Raw genomic sequence first — 4,194 nt, forward strand, 5'->3', positions numbered from 1 at the left:
GCGGTACGGCGGATGCGCCGGCAGCTGATGCGCCGTCGGAATCGGCCGCCGCCTTCGCGCCCGCCACCGACACCACGCTGCCGCTGCAGGCCGAGCGCTACGTGCTCGCCAACACCGGCAGCAACCAGTGCCTCGAAGCGGCCTCCGACAACGCTGACGGCGCCCGCTTCCGCTTCGCCGACTGCAGCGGTGCCGCGGCCCAGTCCTTCAATGTGAGCCTGGATGCTTCAGGGCGCTACAAACTGTTGGCGAGCAGCGGTCGCGCGATGGATGTCGCGGGCGCCTCGGCGGCCGACGGTGCCACCGTGCAGCAGTGGCAGGACAACGGCACCAACGCGCAGCGCTTCACCTTCAAGCGGCTCGGCGGCAACCGCTTCGCGCTGGTGAATGCCGGAAGCGGCAAGTGCGTCGCGCCGTCGAGCAGCACCGGCCTGCAGCAGCTCGCCTGCAAGGACGAGCCCGCGCAGTCCTTCACCGTTCATCCCGTGGCCAGCGGCGGCAAGGCCGGCCCGGCGGTGGGCCGGTACTCGGTGCGTTCGGTGCATTCGCAGCTGTGCGTCGGCATCGAAGGCGCGAGCACCGCCGATGCCGCACGCCTGCTGCAGGCCGCGTGCGCCAGCGATGACGCACAGCGCTTCGACATCGCATCGGCCGGCGGCGGCGCCTGGCGCTTGACCAACGTTCGCAGCGGCAGGTCGATCAGCGTCGCCGCATCGTCCACCGCCAATGGCGCGGCCGTGCAACAGCTCGCCGATACCGCCGGCGCGAACCAGCGCTACACCGCCACCGCGATCGGCGATGCCTTCGAGCTTAAGGCGCGTCACAGCGGCAAATGCCTCGACGTGCGCGACTTCAGCACCGCGGTCGGCGGCGTGGTGCATCAGTGGGATTGCACCCGCACCGACAACCAGCAATGGCGCCTCGTGCCCGACGCCGGCACGATCCCCGCCAACCCGGTAGGCAAGAGTGCCAAGCGCGGCATCGCCTATGACGTGGCCACCACCGCCGACCTGAACGCGCTGTCGCCCGGCGTGTCCTGGTGGTACAACTGGTCGCCCCGGCCCAAGCTGACACCGCCGGCCGGCACCGACTTCGTGCCGATGCTGTGGAACTTCAGCTTCAACGACGCCGAGATCGAGGCGCTGCTGAAAGCCAACCCGCAGTACAAGTACCTGCTGGTGCTCAACGAGCCCAACCTGTGGGGCCAGGCGACGATGTCGCCGGCCGATGCGGCGGCCGCCTGGCCGCGCGTCGAGGCACTGGCCGCCAAGACCGGCGTGAAGATCGTCGGCCCGCAGATCACCTGGGGCAACCTCGCCGGCTTCGAGGATCCCGTCGTCTGGATGGACGCCTTCCAAGCCGCCTACCGCAATGCCAACGGCCAGCGCGCGCCACGCATCGACATGATCGGCTTCCACTGGTACGACTACGGCCTGGCCGCGCAGCTCGACCGCCTCACCAAATACGGCAAGCCGTTCTGGGTCACCGAGTTCGCGAACTGGCACACCGGCGACGGCTCGGCGCAGATCGACAGCGTGGCCAAGCAGAAGGCGCAGATGGCCGAGATGGTCGGCGTGCTGGAGAACCGCGCCGATGTCGTGCGCTACGCCTGGTTCACCGGCCGCTGGAGCAACGACGTGCACTTCTCGAGCCTGCTCGGTGCCGACGGCCAGCTCACCGAACTCGGCAAGTACTACCTGACGCTGCCCTACAAGCCCTGAGCATCCGCGGCCACGCCGGCCGACACGTCGCGCACCGGCGGTTGCCCATACAGCCGCGCGTACTCGCGGCTGAACTGCGACGGGCTCTGGTAGCCCACGCGGTGGCCGGCGGTCGCGACGCCCAGCCGCTCCACCACCAGCAGCCGGCGCGCCTCGTGCAGGCGCAGCTGTTTCTGGTACTGCATCGGCGTCAGCGCCGTCACCGCCTTGAAGTTGTGGTGCAGCGACGATTCGCTCATGCCGACGTGCGACGCGAGATCCTCGATGCGCAGCGGCTCGGCGAAATGCCGGCGCAGCCAGTCGACCGCCTTGCCGACCCGGTTGCTGCGGCTGTCGGCCGACATGATCGCGAGCAGCCGCCCGCCGTCGGGGCCGGTCAGCAGCCGGTACAGGATCTCCTCCTCGACCAGCGGCGCGAGCGCCGGGATGTCGTTCGGACTGTCGAGCAGGCGCAGCAGGCGGATCACCGCGTCCAGCAGCTCGGGCGGTGCGCGGTTCACGGTGACGCCGCGCAGGCCGTCGCCGGGCGGCGCGGCCTGTGGCGCGCGCACGCGGCGCAGCAGCTCGGTGAGCCGCACGCCATCGATCGACATGCCGAGTCCGAGGCTGGGTGATGTTTCGGTCGCGACGGTGACGCGCGAGACGATCGGCAGGTCGACCGAGGTGACCAGGTAGTCGCCGACGCCGTAGCGGTACTCGTCGTTGCCGAGCGTCAGGATCTTCTCGCCCTGCGCCAGCAGCGCGAAGCAGGGCCACTGCGCAGCGTAGTGCGGCTGCGACGGTGACGAACAGCGGCCGAAGAACAGGTTGCCGATGGCGGTCGTCGCCTGCCCGTCGGCGGGCGCGTGGCGGGCGATCAGCGCGGCGATCTCGGCGTAGCGGTCAAGGGTCGAAGCCATGCCCACGATCTTGCACGAGACGCTGCGCGTTGCCGTGTCACGAGCGCACGATTTGCAGGATCGTGCATGAGTTCTGGAGGATCCGGCTAACGGGTCTCGGGCCGGCTGCAGGATGATGCGAGCCGTCTCACCGGAGGAAGCCCATGACCGAAGCGATCGAAATCACCACCTTCAAGCTCGCGAACTGCACCTGCGACGACTTCATCGATGCCAACGTCGAGATCGACGACTGGCTCAAGCGCCAGGCGGGATTCCGCTCGCGCCGCCTCGCGCAGTGGAACGACGGCACCGTCGTCGACATGCTGATCTGGGATTCGGCCGCGCACGGCCGGGTCGCGATGGCGCGGCTGATGAACGAGATGGGCCACTCGCGCGTGCACGCGATGATCGACCAGCCGACGGTGTCGTGGAGCGTGGCGCCGGTGCGGCACCAGATCTGAACGCGCCGCGTCCGACCGATTCACTCCGCCCGCTGCACCGCCCGCGCCTTCAGGCGCCGCTCGATCGCCGCCACCAGCTGCTCCTGCGTGAACGGCTTGGCCACGTAGTCGTCCATGCCGGCGGCGAGGCAGGCTTCGACGTCGCCCTTCATCGCGTTCGCGGTGAGGGCGACGATCGGCAGCCGGGCCAGGTCGCTGACGCCCTCGGCACGCTCGATCTCGCGCAACCGCGCGGTCGCCTCGAAGCCGTCGACCACCGGCATCAGGCAGTCCATCAGCACCACGTCGAAGGCATGGCTGCGCGCCGCGTCGATCGCGGCCTGGCCGTCGGACACCACCTGCACGTCGTAGCCGGCCAGCCGCAGCATCTGCGCCGCCACCTCCTGGTTCACCAGGTGGTCCTCGGCCAGCAGCACGCGGGCGCTGCGCACCGGGGCGGCCACCGGCAGCGCAGCCGCCGGCAGCACTGCGTCGGGCACCGGCTGCGCTTCATGCGCCAGCAGGTCGATCAGCGCGCGCCGCAGCTCCTGCTTGCGCACCGGCTTCGACAGCCAGCGCTCGACGCCCAGCCGCGTCAGGCTGATCGCCGGCATGTCCAGCCCCTGCGAGCTCAGCATCACGATCTTCAGTCCGTCGAGCCGGCGGTTCGCGCGGATGCGCTGCGTCAGCGTCAGGCCGTCCATGTCGGGCATGTGCACGTCGAGGATCGCCAGGTCGTGCACCACCGGCCGCTTGCTCATCAGCTGCAGCGCATGCTCGCCGCCCTCGGCGGTGTCCACGCGCAACCCCCAGGCGCTCAGCTGGTGGCGCAGGATGTCGAGGTTGGTCGTGTTGTCGTCCACCACCAGCACCTGCAGCCCCTGCAGCGCCGCGGCCTCGCGGTCGGTCAGCAGGGTCGTGCTGTCGGGCACCAGCCGCATCGGCAGCGAGAACCAGAAGCGCGAGCCCTCGCCGCGCGTGCTCTGCAGCTGCAGCTTGCCGCCCATCATCGCCACCAGCTGGCTCGAGATCGTCAGGCCCAGCCCGGTGCCGCCATGGCGCCGCGTGCGGGAGCTGTCGGCCTGCGTGAAGGCATCGAACACCCGCGCCTGGTCGGCCGTCGAGATGCCCGGGCCCGAATCCGACACCGCGAAC

Annotated in this window: 4 protein-coding genes; 2 read left to right on the top strand and 2 right to left on the bottom strand. The window is 70.1% G+C overall.

The genetic code is table 11. From position 1 onward, the window contains the following. The coding region (locus AC1D15_RS20205) for a glycosyl hydrolase (RefSeq protein WP_477827375.1) at positions 1–1,721 on the top strand (1,721 nt) is incomplete at its 5' end. On the opposite strand, the gene AC1D15_RS20210 is transcribed toward AC1D15_RS20205, so the two are convergent. Next, the gene (locus AC1D15_RS20210; RefSeq protein ID WP_465111880.1) at positions 1,709–2,620 is read right to left on the bottom strand and encodes an AraC family transcriptional regulator; all 912 of its coding nucleotides are present in this window, start codon (positions 2,618–2,620) and stop codon (positions 1,709–1,711) included. The genes AC1D15_RS20205 and AC1D15_RS20210 overlap by 13 nt on opposite strands. Positions 2,621–2,763: 143 nt before the next feature. On the opposite strand from AC1D15_RS20210, the gene AC1D15_RS20215 reads away from it, so the two are divergent. Next, on the top strand, positions 2,764–3,060 hold the full coding sequence (locus AC1D15_RS20215) for a hypothetical protein (protein WP_047504410.1): 297 nt from the start codon (positions 2,764–2,766) through the stop codon (positions 3,058–3,060). A gap of 20 nt (positions 3,061–3,080) precedes the next feature. Here the strand turns inward: AC1D15_RS20215 and AC1D15_RS20220 are convergent. Then, positions 3,081–4,194: response regulator (locus AC1D15_RS20220; protein ID WP_477827376.1), on the bottom strand; the 1,114-nt coding region annotated here is incomplete at its 5' end.

This window comes from Rhizobacter sp. P2_H2 (assembly GCF_056403375.1).

Coding starts and splice junctions, on each gene's coding strand:
- AC1D15_RS20210 (WP_465111880.1), bottom strand. CDS start 2,620: ATGGCTTCGACCCTTGACCGCTACGCCGAGATCGCCGCGCTGATCGCC.
- AC1D15_RS20215 (WP_047504410.1), top strand. CDS start 2,764: ATGACCGAAGCGATCGAAATCACCACCTTCAAGCTCGCGAACTGCACC.